Source organism: Pontibacter locisalis (assembly GCF_042684605.1).
Lineage (GTDB): Bacteria > Bacteroidota > Bacteroidia > Cytophagales > Hymenobacteraceae > Pontibacter > Pontibacter locisalis.
In genome coordinates, this window is the sequence record NZ_JBHULU010000022.1 from 5,524 (window position 1) to 21,649 (window position 16,126).

General features: G+C 46.3%; 18 protein-coding genes. 8 read left to right on the forward strand and 10 right to left on the reverse strand.

Going from position 1 to position 16,126, the window contains the following annotated elements; translation table 11 throughout:
* The first annotated feature begins 267 nt into the window (after window positions 1-267).
* A complete protein-coding gene (locus tag ACFSRY_RS18050; RefSeq protein WP_377511264.1) occupies window positions 268-1,299 on the forward strand; it encodes an isochorismatase family protein in 1,032 nt (343 codons plus the stop codon).
* Between the two features lie 101 nt (window positions 1,300-1,400).
* Here the strand turns inward: ACFSRY_RS18050 and ACFSRY_RS18055 are convergent, their stop codons facing one another.
* The 4 genes from ACFSRY_RS18055 to ACFSRY_RS18070 form a co-directional block, all read right to left on the reverse strand.
* The gene (locus ACFSRY_RS18055; RefSeq protein ID WP_377511267.1) at window positions 1,401-1,988 is read right to left on the reverse strand and encodes a carboxymuconolactone decarboxylase family protein; all 588 of its coding nucleotides are present in this window, start codon (window positions 1,986-1,988) and stop codon (window positions 1,401-1,403) included.
* A 216-nt stretch (window positions 1,989-2,204) separates the two neighbouring features.
* Complete coding sequence (locus tag ACFSRY_RS18060; protein WP_377511270.1) at window positions 2,205-3,056, reverse strand: cyanophycinase; 852 nt, start codon at window positions 3,054-3,056, stop codon at window positions 2,205-2,207.
* Between the two features lie 28 nt (window positions 3,057-3,084).
* Window positions 3,085-3,606 carry a hypothetical protein gene (locus ACFSRY_RS18065; RefSeq protein WP_377511273.1) on the reverse strand — a complete coding sequence of 174 codons (522 nt, stop codon included), beginning with the start codon at window positions 3,604-3,606 and terminating at the stop codon, window positions 3,085-3,087.
* 164 nt (window positions 3,607-3,770) lie between these two features.
* Window positions 3,771-4,259 (reverse strand): hypothetical protein, encoded by a 489-nt coding sequence (locus ACFSRY_RS18070; RefSeq protein WP_377511276.1) that lies wholly within the window; start codon window positions 4,257-4,259, stop codon window positions 3,771-3,773.
* 336 nt (window positions 4,260-4,595) lie between these two features.
* Here ACFSRY_RS18070 and ACFSRY_RS18075 point away from each other — a divergent pair, with 336 nt between their 5' ends.
* The 6 genes from ACFSRY_RS18075 to ACFSRY_RS18100 all read left to right on the forward strand — a co-directional run bounded on the left by ACFSRY_RS18075 (window position 4,596) and on the right by ACFSRY_RS18100 (window position 9,255).
* Window positions 4,596-5,750, forward strand: a complete 1,155-nt coding sequence (locus ACFSRY_RS18075; protein ID WP_377511280.1) for a DUF3179 domain-containing protein — start codon at window positions 4,596-4,598, stop codon at window positions 5,748-5,750.
* A 162-nt stretch (window positions 5,751-5,912) separates the two neighbouring features.
* The gene (locus tag ACFSRY_RS18080) at window positions 5,913-7,475 is read left to right on the forward strand and encodes an amidohydrolase family protein (protein WP_377511283.1); all 1,563 of its coding nucleotides are present in this window, start codon (window positions 5,913-5,915) and stop codon (window positions 7,473-7,475) included.
* A gap of 92 nt (window positions 7,476-7,567) precedes the next feature.
* The gene (locus ACFSRY_RS18085; RefSeq protein WP_377511286.1) at window positions 7,568-7,801 is read left to right on the forward strand and encodes an OsmC family protein; all 234 of its coding nucleotides are present in this window, start codon (window positions 7,568-7,570) and stop codon (window positions 7,799-7,801) included.
* Window positions 7,802-7,837: 36 nt separating this feature from the next.
* On the forward strand, window positions 7,838-8,119 hold the full coding sequence (locus tag ACFSRY_RS18090) for a DUF427 domain-containing protein (protein ID WP_377511289.1): 282 nt from the start codon (window positions 7,838-7,840) through the stop codon (window positions 8,117-8,119).
* Between the two features lie 3 nt (window positions 8,120-8,122).
* The gene (locus tag ACFSRY_RS18095; protein WP_377511292.1) at window positions 8,123-8,323 is read left to right on the forward strand and encodes a GDCCVxC domain-containing (seleno)protein; all 201 of its coding nucleotides are present in this window, start codon (window positions 8,123-8,125) and stop codon (window positions 8,321-8,323) included.
* A gap of 77 nt (window positions 8,324-8,400) precedes the next feature.
* The gene (locus ACFSRY_RS18100) at window positions 8,401-9,255 is read left to right on the forward strand and encodes a fumarylacetoacetate hydrolase family protein (RefSeq protein ID WP_377511295.1); all 855 of its coding nucleotides are present in this window, start codon (window positions 8,401-8,403) and stop codon (window positions 9,253-9,255) included.
* Window positions 9,256-9,342: 87 nt separating this feature from the next.
* Here ACFSRY_RS18100 and ACFSRY_RS18105 read toward each other — a convergent pair whose 3' ends face one another.
* The 5 genes from ACFSRY_RS18105 to ACFSRY_RS18125 all read right to left on the reverse strand — a co-directional run bounded on the left by ACFSRY_RS18105 (window position 9,343) and on the right by ACFSRY_RS18125 (window position 14,351).
* Complete coding sequence (locus ACFSRY_RS18105) at window positions 9,343-10,431, reverse strand: lactonase family protein (protein WP_377511298.1); 1,089 nt, start codon at window positions 10,429-10,431, stop codon at window positions 9,343-9,345.
* A gap of 21 nt (window positions 10,432-10,452) precedes the next feature.
* Complete coding sequence (locus tag ACFSRY_RS18110) at window positions 10,453-10,917, reverse strand: hypothetical protein (RefSeq protein ID WP_377511301.1); 465 nt, start codon at window positions 10,915-10,917, stop codon at window positions 10,453-10,455.
* Between the two features lie 94 nt (window positions 10,918-11,011).
* Window positions 11,012-11,776 carry an alpha/beta fold hydrolase gene (locus ACFSRY_RS18115; RefSeq protein ID WP_377511304.1) on the reverse strand — a complete coding sequence of 255 codons (765 nt, stop codon included), beginning with the start codon at window positions 11,774-11,776 and terminating at the stop codon, window positions 11,012-11,014.
* 57 nt (window positions 11,777-11,833) lie between these two features.
* Window positions 11,834-12,649, reverse strand: a complete 816-nt coding sequence (locus tag ACFSRY_RS18120) for an SDR family NAD(P)-dependent oxidoreductase (RefSeq protein WP_377511307.1) — start codon at window positions 12,647-12,649, stop codon at window positions 11,834-11,836.
* A gap of 244 nt (window positions 12,650-12,893) precedes the next feature.
* Window positions 12,894-14,351, reverse strand: a complete 1,458-nt coding sequence (locus ACFSRY_RS18125) for a PQQ-dependent sugar dehydrogenase (protein WP_377511310.1) — start codon at window positions 14,349-14,351, stop codon at window positions 12,894-12,896.
* Window positions 14,352-14,765: 414 nt separating this feature from the next.
* On the opposite strand from ACFSRY_RS18125, the gene ACFSRY_RS18130 reads away from it, so the two are divergent.
* Complete coding sequence (locus ACFSRY_RS18130; RefSeq protein ID WP_377511313.1) at window positions 14,766-15,326, forward strand: peroxidase-related enzyme; 561 nt, start codon at window positions 14,766-14,768, stop codon at window positions 15,324-15,326.
* Here ACFSRY_RS18130 and ACFSRY_RS18135 read toward each other — a convergent pair.
* Window positions 15,323-16,123, reverse strand: a complete 801-nt coding sequence (locus ACFSRY_RS18135; protein WP_377511316.1) for a DUF6503 family protein — start codon at window positions 16,121-16,123, stop codon at window positions 15,323-15,325. The genes ACFSRY_RS18130 and ACFSRY_RS18135 overlap by 4 nt on opposite strands.
* Window positions 16,124-16,126: the final 3 nt, after the last annotated feature.

Here is a 16,126-nt window from a genome sequence, read left to right on the forward strand (position 1 = left end):
GAGTTGCACCATTTTGTCAATAGAATTTTACACTATTCTTAAGCAAAATAAATAGTTGATCTTCACATTTTTCTGTCGGCTAATTGACATTTCTTTAAGTATTCTGATTTAATTACTCTTTAACGATACTGGAAGCCAACTTTAGAGAAGTGGGTCAAGTTTAAAATGATTGTAAAATCATTAACCAGAGGTGCTCTTAGTTTTTTTGTTTTTGATTAATAAAAGAGCAAACAACATGGAGTGTGTAAAAACAAAACATTTTAAACTATGGAACAAAGAAGACCACATGACCCAAACCAGAAAGCAACTTTTTTACCTAAGAACGAGGGTGGGCTCTCATTCCCAAAAGGTACTACAGCTTTATTAGTCATTGACCCTGTTAATGACTTTCTCTCAGAAGGAGGGGCAGCTTATGAACTGACAAAAAACACGCTGAAGCTCCACAACATGGTTGATCATCTGCAAAAAACTATAGCGGGTGCGCGGGCCAAGGGAATACCTGTACTGTTCGGGCCAATGGCTTATACGGAAGATGACTATGCAGATGAACAGTTGCAGAAGAGAAGCGGCATAAACCGGATGATGTTTGAAAACAAGATGTTTCTTGCCGACAGCTGGGGTGCTGATTTCCATCCTGATATTCAGCCGCAGGCAGAGGACATTGTGCTGCTGCCGCATAAAAGCTGCGACGTGTTCAGGAGCGATCTGCCGGAGCATCTGGAGCGGATGGGGATTACCCACCTCGTAATTGCAGGTATGGCTGCTAACCTTTGCTGTGAATCTACGGCACGGCACGCCATGGAAGACGGCTACGACGTGACTATGATCAAAGACGCGATGGGTGCCGCCAGTATACCTGAGTATGAAGCTGCCGTGCATTTAAACTTACCGCTGGTTTCGAATGCGGTGATAACAACGGAAGAATTTCTGAAAGCATTAGAAGCATCAACTCCTGCCAACATGGTTGATGTACGCGAAGGAGACACTGTAAAAGGGTCTGACAACGGAGAGATCGGTACTGTAGAGAAGGTAGTATTCACAGAAGGAGGTACTGATGGATACATACTCGTGCCAAGAGGCATGATTTTTAAAACGGACACTTATATTCCACTGGATGCCATCACGAAGCGCAGCGGTAATGAGGTATTCGTGAACGTGCCCAAACTAGTGGTTGGCAGCATGCCTTGGAAAGAGGTCCCAACCAGAGAAGACAGGGCAGCCAAACAGGGCCCTCCTGCCGGAAATGTAGAAAATCTTTACCGCTCCAGAACTGCCTCTGTGCTTACTAACCGTGTCTAATAGTTTTGTTTTGTTGACTAAAAATAAGGGCTACTCATTATTTGAATAGCCCTTATTTTTGATAACTGTGGTTGATGTTATCTAAATGCTGTAGCAATAGACTAGTCCCTGCTCCACGCTCTGCCGCTGAACATATCGTCTAGTTCGGTATGGAAGATGTGGTTTGAGTAGTTGCTGAGCGTTTTTACCGCCAGCGCAAGTATGATCTCCATGATGTGCTTCTCTTCATAGCCTGCCTGCAGAAACTCTTCTACTTCTTCATGTGTAGGGTTACCACGCTTGTCAAACATAATACGGGTAAACTCTGATAGCGCATTCAGTTTGGTATTCGGGATCTCTCTTCCCTCACGAATAGCATCCGTTACCTCAACAGGTACTTTGGACATGTTATCGGCAATGAAGCTGTGGGCTGCGGCGCAGTACTCGCAGCCGTTGGCTATACTTATCGTTACAAAAACAACTTCCTGCTCTACGGGTGTGAATCCGCTGTTTTTCCGGAAATGGTCATATCCGACGGAGTAGGTCTCCATCAGGCCCGGTGAGTTAACCATGTTTTTATACATGTTCGGGATCATGCCCGTCTGCTTTTGTGCATTTTCTAAGTGCGGCTTTTGCGCCTCATTGGCACTGTCGATTGTGACAGGTTTTAAGTTGGTTTTAAATCTCTTATTATCTGTTTTCGTTGTCATCTTTATTGGTCTTTTATGATTATTGGTAAATATTTTTACGTGTGTTAAAGCTAATTACACCTTGTTCTGATTCACTAGCACGCAGGCTTTTCCTCTTATAGTGGTCTAATACAAAGGTGCAGGGTTACGTGACAGGAAATTGTCATAAATGCGACAATACGTAATTCTATCCCCAGCAAAGCCAGAACTACCTATGGACAGTCTTTTATAAGCCTCTCAGTTGTCTATCTCTGCTTTATCAATAAGGTAGCTTCTGCCTTTAGGGAGTACGTGCATGATCAGGTGCTCCAGGCACAGGGCTTCTCCTGTTTTAAGCTGAGCAAAGTTGTTTTCCTCAAGTTCCCTACCGTCCAAAATCACCACCAGGCCAGATCCGATTGTCTCTATCTCATTCCCTCTGGAGATCAAAACACCAGTGTCTTCACCCAAGCCTATACCTACCAGTTCCGGTTGCATGGCGATGGCCTCGATCATGCGCGGGATGCGGCGGCGGTTTACAAAGTGCGTGTCGATGATCACCTTGTGCAGCAAGGCTAATCCTTCACCCAACGATACGATCCCTTTGACAAGCGGCTTGGTTTCATGAGAGCCCTCAATCATGATCTTGCACAGCGCCATGGCACCGGCACTGGTTCCGGCAATCAGGAACTTCTCCTCGTGCAGGTAGCGGTGCGTCATCAGCTTCAGTGCTTCCGTGTTTATGAACGCTGCTGTAATCCGCAGCTGATCGCCTCCCGTGAACATAACAGCATCAGCCTTGCGGAGGCGCTGGAGTGTCTCAGGACTGTCAGCTTGTGTTCTGTTTACTATGGCCAGATGCCCTACATTGTCACACCCCAGTAGTATGAAACCATGTAAATAGGCCTGATACAGTTCTTCCGGTATGCTAGTGGCAGTCGTAACTACTTCTATGCGCGTGCCGATGCCGTAAAGCTCATCGTGAATACGCTTCAAGATCCCTTGCTCAAAGAAAAGGATGCGCTGAGAGTGGTCCTTACTGAGCGGGAGCGGAAAGCTGCCTTTGTCCTCGTTGCCACCGATCGCTACTATCTTGCCTTTGGGTACCATTATCTGGATTTGTCCTTACAGCGTTTAATTACTTTACAAAAGATGCATGTAGCCATCTGGTTAGCGCATCAGCAGTAAATTCCGTTGCTATGGCATATACTGCATGAAACATGGCATTTTCGGCGATGGCCTTCGGGCCCCATGTAGTTACAGGCTCTACCACGTCCATGGCTGGAAGCATGGTTAACTCTGTACCCCATACAGCCCCGAAGTGCACTGATGTACCGGCTACACCGTCAGCCCCGAAAACGGCCATTACCCCTCGTGGGATTCCCCAAGTGGTTCCGTAGGCGATATGAGATTGGTTGGTGATGAGTTCTTGGTCCTCTTCTGATTGGGCCTCAATGCCAAAAGTCTTCTTAATGGCTTTGTATGGAGTGTTGCTAGGCTTGCGGCCACTATATTGCATCTCTATCATCTGTGCGGCAGTCATAACAGCAGTTCCTACCAATCCTGCCACTATACCGATGCCTATGCCTGCCGCCATACGGGCAATATTACTATTTACCTCCTGATCATTTTCCTTCCTTTTGCTATTCTTTTTTTTCATAGTAAATGGTTTACTGATGCTTACGTCAAATTGAGCAATAAAGAACACTATCCTTCCTGGTGCTGAAGGCTCCTTAAATGGAAGCTTCGGCATCAGGAAGGGGTAAGATTGCTGAACTTTATTTTACTGTATTATTGATAACAGCTGTTTTTATGCAGCTTCGGTTAAATGGAGCTAGTGCTGTTGGTATGTACGCCGTGTGTATAATGCTCTTGAAGTTTGATATAAGCCCAGGCGGCACCAATACCAAAGCTGACGTGGGCAAAGGCTGATACCCAGTTTCGTGCCATGGCAAACCAAGGGAATAGGCCGGTCATGATATAGAAATTCACAAAGTAGATGAGCAAGCCGATGACAGCGCCAACTGCCAAGGCTTTACCCAAAGTCATGTTCTTTACAATAAAGGCTATAACAATGGCGTAGATGATGGATAGCATCATGTGCAGAACAAGAGCTGCCATGAAGACTCCAAAATCGAAAGTGGCAGGTGGAGGCAAAACACCTTCACCCAGAATAATGGCTGCGATCATGCGAGGCGGAGCCCAAGCGCTACCTCCCAGGAAGAGGGGCACCATGATCATTTCCAGCATCATAAAAATGAGCCCCGATATGACACCGGCCCAAATTGCTGCTTTCCAGTTTATTGTTCCCATAATTATAAATGTTTTGGTTTAATCTCTATCTATAGCTTACAGCTTTCAGCAAGCACCTATATACTGTTTGTAGCGTCGTACAAATAGCCCTGTATAGACCATCTTGCTAACTGCCTTTCTTAAGGTTATAGTGGGTATATGGCAAGTATGTTTAACAAAAGTCACCTGTTGTCGGGTAGCCGACACTTTTGAGTGTAGAATGTGTTTAAGTTCGTAAAGACCTGTAATCAAATATGTTGTAAGTATAATAGGTAAGGTTTGCTGCTATTGCATACAGCTTCTTGTACAACTTATTAATGGTGCAGTGAATAGTGCTTTTCTTTATGCCTGATAATCATGATACGCTATACTTTCTTATTGCTGGTGCTTTTATTAGTGGCAGGACCAAGTCAGAAAGGGTTTGCCCAACTTAAAAATCCAAGGAATATACCCTACCACTGGAAAACGGATACAACTAATAGAACCGTCAAGCTTTCTGAGTTCACGGTTGCCGTACCCAAAGGGGCTTTCCCGGTACTGAACACGCCAACCTTTATCGGGGCTGAAAAAGGGCGGCAGGCATATTTCAGGCATGAGCCCGTTATCAGCCTGGCTATCGATGGGCAGGCTAGAGCATACCCGCTCAACGTACTGACGGTGCATGAGATCGCTAACGACACGCTGGCAGGCATTCCTATACTTGTAACCTATTGCCCTCTTTGTAACGCCAGTGTGGTGTATGACAGGCGGTTGAACCACAAAGGACAGGAAAGGCTACTCACTTTTGGCGTATCGGGCATGCTGCGGCACAGCGATATGGTGATGTACGACCTGCAGACAGAGACTTGGTGGCAGCAGCTGATGGGGCATGCTTTAGTAGGAAAGTTAGCCGGAGCGGAACTGAAAGTGATACCATCGCTGGTGATTTCGGTTGAAGAGTTCTTTCAGCGCTACCCTAACGGGCAGATCCTCTCGCCGCAAACAGGCCTTGCGGGAGGCTATGGACAGAACCCATACATTGGTTATGATGACCTTAAAGGTTCTCCCTATGATGCTTTTATCGACAAAGCCAAGGAAGACAAGCGGCTGCCGCCCATGGAGCGGGTGGTAGACGTGGAAAGCAAGGGAAACCGCAAAATCTATCCTTTCTCAGTGATCGAGAAAAAGGGTGTTATCAACGATACCTTCCATAATAAGCACATCGTAATTTTCTACAAGTCTGGAACGGTGTCAGTGCTGGATGAAAGAGACATCAGCAAATCCAGGAATGTGGGTTCAGCTACTTTATTCAATGCCGTGCTGGACGGGAAAAAGCTTACCTTCCTTAAGAAGGGCGACCAGTTTACAGACCAGGAGACAGGATCTACCTGGGACATTACCGGCCGCAGTATAGCAGGGCCAATGAAAGGAAAACAGCTTAGGGTTGAACCGCATAGCAACCATCTGGCCTTTGCCTGGCTTGCCTTTTACCCGGAGTCGGAAATATACAAAGAGAACGAAAAGGGGAAATAACAGGGTAATTTTTTCCTTTCTTGAATCATTCCCATTAATATATAACTTGTTTGTGACTACAGCCTCACACATAGCTTATAGAAGTAATATTAGCTTTCAATGTGGGAACATCGTAGCATCTTCTAGTTGCAGCCACTATACTTTTTAGACTGTTCCAATAAAATGAAAAATAAGACAATTAAATTGCTTAAAGTATTTTCAGGAATCATTCTTTTTCTGCTGTTAACTATTGTATTGGCTATTTTATGGCCATTACCACATCTTAAACCTCCTGCCAGATACAGTACAGTTTTCATACAATCGATCAATATAATCGATGTTAAATCTGGCAAAATATTCAAAAACCGTGATGTTGTTATTAAAGAGAATATTATTCTAGCCATAGATACCTCAGGCATTCTAGAAGCACATCCTTCTTCACTGGTAATTGATGGCAACAACAAATACTTAATGCCAGGTCTCTGGGATATGCATACTCATTCAAATCAACATTCTGAATGGCTTCACCATCCGCTTTACATTGCCAACGGCGTTACAGGTATTAGAGATATGTCAGGGCAGTTGAACAAAAGAGATAGTTACTGGGCTGGCAGCAAAGAGCGCCTGATTTGGAACACCGAATTGAGTGATAACCACAGGGTATCTCCGAGGTACGTGTTGCAAAGCAGCTATCAAATGGATGGAGCGGCTTCGGTTCCGAACGGTTTTCCAGAATATTTTAAGCTTCAGAAAAGGGAGGATGTTGATTCACTCTTACGCTTTTACAAAAATGAAAAGATAGATTTTATTAAAGTATATGAACAGGTACCAACTGAATCATACAAATACCTTGCTTTGCAAGCACCGAAGTATGGAATGCACCTTGCTGGCCATAAACCCATATTTACGAGTTTAGAAGATGCCATTGTTCTAGGGCAAAGAAGCTTTGAACATGGGCGTATTTTCCTGTACGAATGCTTCCCTAATGCAGATAGTTTACGGACATCAGACAATTGGCGAAAATTCTATTCAAAATCGAAGGGGTCAATGGTTAAAGATTATAAACCTGAGATGGCAATAAGGTTGATGCTACTGATGAAAGAACACAATACACACTGGACCCCTACGCTTCAGACACTCAAGTTTGAAGCGTATGCCCATGAACCGTCCTTTCTGGAAAACCCGAATTTAAAGTATATCACTTATGTAAGAAAAAAGCTCTGGTGGGATTTCGATGTTCAAAACAACCGGAATAAGAACCTTTCCAAAGAAGGAAAAAACATAAGTACAGACTTTTACAATGCAGCTAAGAAACAAATTCATTTAGCCAGTGAAATAGGTGTACCCATTATGACAGGTACCGATGTTACCGACTCTTATATTTTCGCAGGATTTAGCATCCATGATGAGTTAGAAGATTTGACCAAAAGTGGTCTGTCAAACTTAAAGGCACTGCAAAGTGCAACTATTATTCCAGCAACGTTTGCTGGTAAAGAGAAAGATCATGGATCAGTTGAAGTTGGGAAAATGGCAGATTTAGTCATTTTAAATAAAAATCCTTTAGAACATATAACCAATTCAAAAACAATAAAAGGAGTCATATTGAATGGAATATTTTATGATTCAGATAGACTAAAGGAGCTAAAGGACTTCACGCAATCGCTTTCTTCAAGTTTACATATGAACATCAAAGTTTTTTTCAGTCTCATAAGTAGCCCTTTAGTTAGAGTGCAGTTTGCTGATTAAAACGTTTGCTAACTCAGTATAAAATTGATTGCTTAAACAACGAGATTAATCTTATGCGTAATAGTTTATGACAGAAATAGACCCTGACCAATGTGCTGGTGCACCTGAACCATGATAAGATACATGAGCTGGATTCGGAAAAGCATTATCAGAAGGCGCTTCTGGACCACATATGGCGGGAGATAGAACTACAGGGAAAGCTGACAGAGGAGCAGCGTAGCAGGTTGCTGGAGATTGCTGAGAAGTGCCCGGTGCACAAAACCCTAAGCAATACAATCAGGATCATATCATCGCTGTTGCCCCAAACAGAATACGAGCAGCAGTAAAAATTTTAAACATAGAGTTCACTTTAATAAAATAACATGAAAGCAATTTGGAATGGCGAAACCATCGCCGAAAGTGACGACACCATCGTAATCGAGGGAAATCACTACTTCCCGATAGATAGCGTTAAGAAAGAATACTTTAAGGATAGCGATACGCAAACGGTCTGCCATTGGAAAGGAACAGCTTGTTACTACACCCTGAAAGTAGACGGAAAAGAAAACAAGGACGCCGCCTGGTACTATGCTGATCCGAAGGAGATGGCCAAGGGTATAAAGGGACGTGTGGCTTTCTGGCGTGGTGTGGAAGTTGTGAAGTAGCTTATGACAAAGTATAAGTCCACTATCACCTGTCCCAGCTGCGGACACAGCAAAGAAGAGGTGATGCCAACCAATGCCTGCCAGTATTTTTACTCCTGCGAGAAATGCGGACAGGTACTAAAACCTAAGCCCGGAGACTGCTGTGTTTACTGCTCTTATGGCTCGGTTGCCTGTCCGCCTGTGCAGCAGGAAAAGAACGAATAGAGAAGGCATTCGTAGTCTCACATGTGCAGGAAGAGCAGGCTTCTGGATACTAAACGTTTAGGCTAATAGAAAAGCTTATGAAACTGATACGATACGGAACACAATATCAGGAAAAGCCTGGTATTATACTTGGGGAGGACATGTATGATGTCGCTGGGTTTGGGGAAGATTACAACGAGCACTTTTTTGAGACAGGCGGCCTGGTTCGCCTTCAGGATTTTGTAGCGTCGCATCAGGGAAAACTTGAGAAGATACCGGCGGAAAGCCGCCTGGGCGGTCCTGTTGCACGGCCATCAAAAATCGTTTGCATTGGCCTGAACTACGCCGACCATGCTGAGGAGATGAAGGTAGAGCTGCCAGGAGAGCCTATCCTTTTCCTAAAATCCACCACGGCCTTGTCTGGCCCGAATGATGATATTATCATACCCCGAGGCTCTGTAAAAACAGACTGGGAAGTGGAGCTGGCGGTGGTGATGGGGGCAAGGGCAACCTATGTGGTAGAAGCAGAGGCAATGGATTACGTGGCAGGGTACTGCCTGCACAACGACGTATCGGAACGGGAGTATCAGTTTGAGCGTGGCGGTAACTGGACCAAAGGCAAGGGCTGCGATTCCTTTGCACCATTGGGGCCTGTACTTGCAACAAAAGATGAAATTAGCGACGTTGATAACCTGCGCCTGTGGCTAAAGGTGAATGGCGAAATGATGCAGAATAGCACCACAGCCAACTTCATTTTCAAGATACCTTTTATCATTTCATATGTGAGCCAGTTCATGACCCTGCTTCCTGGGGACGTTATATCTACAGGTTCACCTGCCGGTGTCGGCTATGGTTTGCACCCACCTACGTTCTTGAAGCCTGGGGATGTAGTGGAGTTAGGAATAGACAATTTGGGAGTAGCAAAGCAGCATGTTAGAGCGTATACACCATAATATTGTATTCGCCCTGATAACCCGCAATAAGAGAGCGAGAATAAATTAGGGTAAAGTTATAATCGCGTAAGCGGTACTTTACTGGTTTTATATCGGCACCACCATCAGAAAAACAGGTTTTTTTACCTCAGTCTGGTAACCTGTTGCATGAAGCCTACCTGTATTCTTATCTATTCTGAAAGTGGCAATATTGTTTGACTTTTGATTCGCAACCAACAGGATGTTCCCTGTTAGGTCTATGGTAAATTCCCGGGGCCACTTACCTCCAGAGGGCATGTACTCCACAAGATTCAATTTGCCACTAGCTTCATCAATAGCATACACAACAATGCTGTTGTGTCCGCGGTTGGAGCCATACAGGTATTTACCGTCTGGAGACACTTGAATACCTCCACATTTGTTTTCACCCTTATAATCAGCAGGTACGGTTTCTATGGTTTGGATCTCAATGAAGGTACCATTAATGCTATCATAACATAGCGCAGTTACAATAGGCTTTAATTCGTGAATTATGTAAGCGTAGTACCCATTTGGATGGAAGGAAAGCTGACGAGGACCTGTTCCAGGGCTGGCTGCGTACGCCACTGGCTGCTTTGCCGGTATCAATGTTCCTTTTGTGGCATCTAGGTAGTAGCACAGCAATTTATCTATGCCTAAGTCTACAACGAAAACCAAGCGGCGGTCAGGGCTAAAAGCAGTATAGTGCGCGTGGGCCGACTCCTGTCTTTCTTCGTCTGGGCCAGCACCCAAGTGTTGCCTTAGGTCAGAGGCCTCTGCTAATTCCCCGTTCTCCTGTATCGGGAGAACTGCTACGTTACCGGTTTTATAGTTGGCTACTAAAACTGCCTTTCCGCTGTCCTCCAACGCAACATGCACCGGCAGGCTTCCCAAAGAAGCGACCCGATTCAAGAAGGTGAGATAACCTGTCTGCCGGTCAATAAGAAAGGAACACACCGCTCCACTTTCTCTTTCCTCGTAATCATCCCGCTCATTAACTACATACAAGTGACGACGCAGCTTATCTATAGCCATGTAGGAGGTTTTTTTGCCTCCTACAAAGCCCTTTATCTTATTCAATTCACCTGTCTGCGGGTTTAGCTGGTAAAGAAATATACTTTCTCTGTCGGCATCAGCATAAGTACCTATGTATACTAGAGAAGTCGCTGGTTTTTTCATGATTGCTTTCCATCTCTGTAGTTATGAAAAGTCACCGGGTTTCGCGCCTATCCATTTTTCTTCCAGTAGCTGCACAATCATCAATTTTGCTGGCTCTGTACCCAGTGTACCGGAAACATGCCCCTTGTGGCCCTGCGCATTGGCTTTTGTGTTTTGGTCGCCTCCTAAAGAAATCTCACCCGGCCCCATTTCTACACGTTTTCCATCCATGGTTTCAACATACCAACGGCCGGATAAAGGCACGATCCACTGGGGCTTTGGGTTTTCGTGCCAAGTGCCGACCCAACCAACAGGAAGTTCAGTAAACAATACTTTTGTGTTGGCTTCCAGCAGGTGGTTGTTCCATTGCTCATCGGCATCTCCTCCCATGCTTTCCTTTTTAAAAGAAGTTAGTTCCGTGCGGGTTTGGTGGCTGACGCCTTCCTCGTCCGTCCAGACGTGCCAGTAGTATTGTTTTGGCTTTTTATTTTGGCTATTATCTGACATAACTTAGTTTTAATTTATCTGAAATTTTAAGGCTTCAGAGGTTTCTTGGGTCCCACTTAACTGGTTTAGCTAAACGTACTTTAGCAAGATCCTTTCAAACTGCTTTTTCAGCCTCCATTGCCTTTCTGATCTGTGTAGCGATCCAGTCAGGGTCCTCCAGTGGAATTAAATGCCCTGTCTGTTGCGTGTTGATGAGCTCAGCCGATTTTATCACCTGCATGACCCGCTGTTCAATGACGTCATGGGTCATAACTGGATCATCCATGGAGGCAAGCACCGTGATGGGCAAATCAAGTGAAGCGATATGATCGGCAATGGATTGATTCATGCCTTCCTCAATCCACCATTTCCAAGTACTTTGATCGATGATGAGCTGCGTTTCCACAGCCAATTGATGACGCTCCTTTGGCAGGTTTTGCTTCACCCCATTTTCAACTGTTTTTACTGCTTCAGAGCGACTAGGATGATGCAGCATGCGCTTTTTCTCTTCTTCCGGCATTGGCTCTGTAGTAGGAGGGGAGGGGGCCACTAAGATTAAGCGCTGGACATTGCCTTTTGGGGCATCAGCTGCTAGTTGCATGGCTATTTTACCACCCATGGAGTGCCCAATCAAAGTATAGGATTCTATACCAAGTGACTTCAGCTCTTTCTGTACGTAGTCTGAAAAGGCCTTAATCGTTGGGCTATCCAGAGCGGCGGCTCCCCCAAAGCCTGGGAGGTTAATGGCGACACACTTATATTCATTTGATAATTGCTCCGCTACCCAGGACCAGCTTTTGGCTGCACCTCCAAAGTAGTGCAGGAACACCAATACTTCCCCCTGATCTCCCCATTGTATTATATCTTCGTTATGCCTCATTCTTCATTTATTTACATTGTATTTGGCTGAGCTTTTGGTAAAAGGAGTTGGATAAGTTTACCCGAAGGCTGATTCTACAGAGCCCCCGTCCACGCGGTAGTTGCTGCCATTTACATAACTGGCGCGTTCAGAACATAAGAAAGCAATTACAGAGGCTACCTCCTCAGCTTGCCCCCTGCGGTCCACGGCTATATGGGGACGTTTGTTTTCTAGGAACCATTCTATTGCTTTGTCTTTAGATGTGCCGCGTTTATTAGCAAGCTGTACCATCATCTCCTCTGTCATTGGGGTGGCCACGTAAGCAGGGGATACGCAGTTGATCATGAGCCCCTCTTTGGAGTAAGCCCTGGACAGGCATTTCGTAAGGTTGATTATACCAGCCTTGCAGGCATTGTAAGGGCTCTCCTCCTGATAGGGCTGCAGTGCATTCTCTGAAGCGATGAGTACTATACGCCCCCGACCTTTTTCCTGCATCTGTGGAATGAAAGCCCGACAAACACGTACTGCACCCATAAGATCAACATCTATGGATTTATACCAATCTTCGTCGCTGAGGGACAGGAAGTCTCCTGCGGCACCGCGTATACCTGCGCAATGCACCAGCATATTTACACCTCCAAACTCCTCCTTTGCACGAGCGGCCAACTGGAGCACTTCTTCATTCTTTGTGACGTCTGCCGTAACAGCTATCACTTTATTTTCTTTTATAGCAAACTCGCGAACCTCTTCTGCGGCTTTCTGCAGTTCCTTATCAGTCTTATCGCTCAAAATGATGTTAACGCCTTCGCTGGCAAGTAGCTTGGCGGTGGCTAGTCCCATTCCGGAGTCTCCTCCTGTGATGACGGCTGTCTTGCCGTTTATTTTTAAATCCATAGTTTTTGTGTTAAATGGTTTTAGTGGAATCAAACTTCCATCGCTCTTACCTTCCTTTAAAGGCCTGAGCAGTTTTAGTAATAGCTGATGAGTTTCTAGAAGGCTGATGTGAATCAGCCATATTTCTTGAACTATAAATGTTTTAAAGTCTCAGGCTATACTACTCTGTCAGAGAGAATAAGTACCGCTTGAGACTTCTTGTTTAGCTCAGGTAAGAAATACCGGTCTGCCTAAACCCCTGTTGTTATTGTTTGGTGATTTTCCAAATCACTCCGGTACCTTCCTGCGGCGTTGGCCCCATGGGGCTTACTGTCATAATGCCAAAGTCGGCGATGTACATGCTTCTGCCATCAGGTGAAAAACCTATGCCTAAAGGGCGCTCCAGTCCGCCATCATTCTGGTGCGCTGTAGAGGGGCCCGGCTTTTTATTGGTGGCAAAGTCTGTCACCTGGCCGGTATTGACGTCTACCCGCACCACCTTAAATCCGGTTGGCTGGTTAGTGGTACCGGTGGTTGGTGTCATGTCTCCGAACTGTGCGATAAAGGCTTGGCCGGCAAAGGCAAATGCGTCGTTAGAGAATGCGATGCCATTAGAGGAGGAGTGAATCCCCAGCACGGCAGCTGGCTGCGGTGGCGTGCTAGGGTGCTGCTGCAGTAGGGGGGCAGGAGCCTCTTCACCCGGGCGTTTATACTTGTCGGAATTCAACGGTACGCCGCCTTCAAAATCCGGCCACCCGTACCATGCCCCCTGCTTTACTTCCCACAGGTGATCGCCTTGGGTTACAATTGGCCTGGTGCCACGGGCATCGTAGCTGTTTTCGGTTATGAAAAGCCGGCCGTCAGGAGAGAAGGCCATGCCATAGGGGTTCCGGAATCCCCAGGCTACCAGTTCCACAGGCCCTCCGGTTTCGCGCACGCGCATAATAGCCCCGGTGCAAGGCACTCGTCCTTTAATCACCTGGCCGGGCTTGGTGGCGGTGCCATAGGGCACATAGGCTCCGGTGGTGGTCATGTCATCGCCTTCTCCGGATAGGATGTTAGGCGTGGTGAAGTTTTTCCCTGAAAGTATAATGTCCTCACACGGGATGTCGTGCAGTTGCTCGTTATTGGCGAGCCAGCCCATCAGGTAATTGTCTTTACCCACCACAGCTGAATTTGTGGTTGTTCCTTGACCAAAGTAAATATAGCCATCGTTGCCTATAACCGGGCCGTTTGTCTGATGGTCACCGAAGCGTGGAAGGTTCTCTACGATGGCTGTCATCTGGCCGTCTTTCGAGATCCTGAGGATGCGGCCACCCTGCTTTATGTTCCCCTCCGCTATGTAAAAGTTGCCGTTCTTGTAGGTCACACCGTTCCAGGGGCCATTATCCTCGCCCTCTGCTATCGTTCTTGTCTCTCCGTTAGGCATCAGCTGCGCCAGGCGCGGCTTCTTGAATACGTCTATGTATGAGTAACCGGCTTCTATAAAGTACACATTGCCCTGCTCATCAAAGGTAACTCCGGAAGGGAAGGTTAAGCTGGTGGCAACGGCCTCCACTTTGTATCCTGGTGGCACCTGCACGTCGCTGGCACTCACCGTGCGCTCTAAGGCAATGGCGCGTTGCTTTGTCTTCATCATGGTCTTCATTTTGGAGCATCCAGCTGCGGTAAACAGAAGGAAAACTAATAAGAAGAGCCTGGTAGAAAGTATGTTTTTTCCCATAGTGTTAGTTGATGATGTGAAACTTGATTCGCGCTTTTATTATACTAAACCCTTCCTTGCTGAGTTATTTTGAGACAGCTTGGCAGCCCCTGCTAATGCGCCTTCTGGAGGTATTCATACGATATAAGGCTACGGAAATAGTGATAGCGCCATCAGTAGAGGCCATATAGCGGCAGTTTTGTCAGCCACACGACAAAACCAAAGATTTAAGAGATTGGTACAGACTGCGCTGTCAGGTAAGGGTGTACCTTTGAAAGCTGCTGCCACAATGTGGAGTGCATTATCTGAGTTCCATTTTAAATGTGTGCTCCGGCCATTTGCCCTTTTTTCTCCGGGTATGTATAGCATCAGACTTGAAGCTTTGCAGGCAAAGGCAGTATATTGTCTGACAAATCATACACTATAAAATCATCCATGGCAAGAATAGAGGTAATAGATTACGACAATGCTACCGGCGAACTAAAAGAAATTTACGATGATCTGCTGGGCAAACGCGGCAAGCTGGCCGAGGTACACAAAATACAGAGCCTGAACCCGGCTACCATCGTGCACCACATGGACCTGTACATGGCCATCATGTACGCGCGGTCTCCGCTGAACCGTGCGCAGCGCGAAATGATGGCGGTGGTGGTTTCAGCGGCTAATAACTGCGAATACTGCCAGATACATCACAAGCAGGCGCTGCAGCATTATTGGAAAGATGAAGAACGGGTGAACACGCTGGCGAAAGATTATACTTCTATCGGATTGGATGAACCGGACCAGATTTTATGTGAACTGGCCTATCATCTAACCGCAGCACCAAGCGGTGAACAGGTAGAGCAGGCGATTGACAGGTTAAAGCAACTGGGCCACGACGACAGAGCTATCCTGGATGCGCACTTGGTCATCGCCTACTTCAACTTTGTCAACCGTCTGGTACTGGGTTTGGGGGTGGCGCTCGAAAGTGATCAGGGCGAAGGGTATAAATATTAAGCCTCTACCTCAGCCTGCTCTGGTTTCTCGAACTGTTCCTGAGCAGGTTGCTCTTCCTTTAGCTGTAAATTATCAATGGAAACAGTATAACGCACGTCGCCAATCTGGCCGTTCTCATACTTATGTCCGGTTAACTTACCAGGGAAAAGCAGCCCTTGGTGCTCCTGATAATTCTCATACCTTAGGGCATTGAATTGATCACTTGGCTGTCCGTTAAAGAAGGTGACGGTATAGAGCAGCCATTCCATGCGGTTGGTTTCAGGATCTATTAGCAGCCTGTACTCATCTTCGGGCGTATCGCCGATTCCCTCACCAAAAGAGACGCCGATTACCTCATACTTCTTCCCCTGCAGCTCCATGGGTTCCAGCTGCTCGTAGTTTACACCCGGGTCGGCGAGCACAAAAGGGATGGCGTAGAAGTAGAAGTACAGGTTGTGGTAAAACTTTGCTGACTTGCCGGGATAGGCTGCTCTGTTCGGGCTAACCCATACCTGCTTCCCGTCGTGACCAATCGTGTAGTTGTCCGCCTTCACCAGGTCTTTCCGGCTCTTCAGGTCGATGAGGTGCGTTTCGGTGTTGCCGTTGTTGGTGAGCTGGTATTGCATGCTTCCCAATTGCTTCCATTGCTCCAGCCCGCCGTGCGCTTCCATTACCTCGCTGAAATACACAGGATATGTAGCTTGTTCTGTAGTTGCCTCTGCTGTTACTTCTGTAGTTTCTGTTGTTTTATCTTCTGCTGGTTGGCAGGCTTGCAGGAGTAATGCTGCAAGGGCAATGTATGAGAGTTTTTGCTTCATTTG

Coding starts and splice junctions, on each gene's coding strand:
- ACFSRY_RS18065 (WP_377511273.1), bottom strand. CDS start 3,606: ATGAAAAAAAAGAATAGCAAAAGGAAGGAAAATGATCAGGAGGTAAAT.
- ACFSRY_RS18125 (WP_377511310.1), bottom strand. CDS start 14,351: ATGGGAAAAAACATACTTTCTACCAGGCTCTTCTTATTAGTTTTCCTT.
- ACFSRY_RS18070 (WP_377511276.1), bottom strand. CDS start 4,259: ATGGGAACAATAAACTGGAAAGCAGCAATTTGGGCCGGTGTCATATCG.
- ACFSRY_RS18050 (WP_377511264.1), top strand. CDS start 268: ATGGAACAAAGAAGACCACATGACCCAAACCAGAAAGCAACTTTTTTA.
- ACFSRY_RS18100 (WP_377511295.1), top strand. CDS start 8,401: ATGAAACTGATACGATACGGAACACAATATCAGGAAAAGCCTGGTATT.
- ACFSRY_RS18105 (WP_377511298.1), bottom strand. CDS start 10,431: ATGAAAAAACCAGCGACTTCTCTAGTATACATAGGTACTTATGCTGAT.
- ACFSRY_RS18120 (WP_377511307.1), bottom strand. CDS start 12,649: ATGGATTTAAAAATAAACGGCAAGACAGCCGTCATCACAGGAGGAGAC.
- ACFSRY_RS18060 (WP_377511270.1), bottom strand. CDS start 3,056: ATGGTACCCAAAGGCAAGATAGTAGCGATCGGTGGCAACGAGGACAAA.
- ACFSRY_RS18080 (WP_377511283.1), top strand. CDS start 5,913: ATGAAAAATAAGACAATTAAATTGCTTAAAGTATTTTCAGGAATCATT.
- ACFSRY_RS18115 (WP_377511304.1), bottom strand. CDS start 11,776: ATGAGGCATAACGAAGATATAATACAATGGGGAGATCAGGGGGAAGTA.
- ACFSRY_RS18110 (WP_377511301.1), bottom strand. CDS start 10,917: ATGTCAGATAATAGCCAAAATAAAAAGCCAAAACAATACTACTGGCAC.
- ACFSRY_RS18130 (WP_377511313.1), top strand. CDS start 14,766: ATGGCAAGAATAGAGGTAATAGATTACGACAATGCTACCGGCGAACTA.
- ACFSRY_RS18090 (WP_377511289.1), top strand. CDS start 7,838: ATGAAAGCAATTTGGAATGGCGAAACCATCGCCGAAAGTGACGACACC.
- ACFSRY_RS18055 (WP_377511267.1), bottom strand. CDS start 1,988: ATGACAACGAAAACAGATAATAAGAGATTTAAAACCAACTTAAAACCT.
- ACFSRY_RS18075 (WP_377511280.1), top strand. CDS start 4,596: ATGATACGCTATACTTTCTTATTGCTGGTGCTTTTATTAGTGGCAGGA.
- ACFSRY_RS18095 (WP_377511292.1), top strand. CDS start 8,123: ATGACAAAGTATAAGTCCACTATCACCTGTCCCAGCTGCGGACACAGC.
- ACFSRY_RS18135 (WP_377511316.1), bottom strand. CDS start 16,123: ATGAAGCAAAAACTCTCATACATTGCCCTTGCAGCATTACTCCTGCAA.